The sequence below is a fragment of the Mesorhizobium sp. P5_C1 genome, from assembly GCF_054049815.1.
This window is the reverse complement of record NZ_JBFULQ010001212.1, coordinates 1-797: the sequence shown is the minus strand read 5'-3', so window position 1 is coordinate 797 and position 797 is coordinate 1. Positions and strand designations below refer to the sequence as shown.

The window sequence follows — 797 nt, the reverse complement described above, 5'->3', positions numbered from 1 at the left end:
CCGCGATTGATACCGTGAACAGTTTTCTGGCTTCGCGCAATCACAAGGCTCGCGTTTATGAATTTGGTGCCGGCGCCAGCACAGTTTGGTTGGCAAAACGAAGCGGCTCTGTCGATTCCGTCGAGCATGACGCTCCGTTCGCGCAAACCATGGGCGGCATTTTTGGCGCCTATCCCAACATCGCAGTGCGCGTTGTGGAGCCGGTCGCCGCCTCTGCTTCCAGCAAGGCCAGGTCCAATCGAAAGGGATATACGCAATGCTCTTTCGATCAATACGTGTCATCGATTGACCGGGTCGACGGCACCTTCGACCTCATTGTGATCGACGGCCGGGCCAGGGTTTCCTGCTTGGCGAAATCGGTTCATCGCCTGTCTCCAGGCGGTATGATTCTGTTCGACAACAGCAACAGGCCGGAATATCGCCAGGCCATCAATTCTTGCGGCCTGCAGGAGCGCGTGACAAGGGGGCTGGCGCCGGCATTGCCATTCCCCAGCCAGACCTCCATTTTGACGCAGAGGGCCTGACGTGCAGACAGTCTCGATACTGGTGCCTGTAAAGGACGAGCAAGACACTGTTCAGGCTTTGATTGCCCAGATCGAGGCCGCCTTCGAGCAGATCGATACCGCCTCGCTCGAGGAGGTCATCTTTGTTGACGACGGGAGCCGGGACAATACCTGGAAGGAGATTCTGGCCGCCACCAAGGCTTACCCCCATGTAAAGGGCGTTCGGCTTCGGAGGAATTTCGGCAAGGCAGCCGCGCTGCAGGCAGGAATCTCCAACGCGTCGGGCAATATCAT

Annotated in this window: 2 protein-coding genes; both read left to right on the top strand. The window is 58.0% G+C overall.

The features are described from left to right. On the top strand, positions 1-524 hold a 524-nt coding region (locus ACXJ7R_RS34940), incomplete at its 5' end, for a class I SAM-dependent methyltransferase (RefSeq protein ID WP_457155775.1). 58 nt (positions 525-582) lie between these two features. Then, positions 583-797: glycosyltransferase (locus tag ACXJ7R_RS34935; protein ID WP_457155774.1), on the top strand; the 215-nt coding region annotated here is incomplete at its 3' end.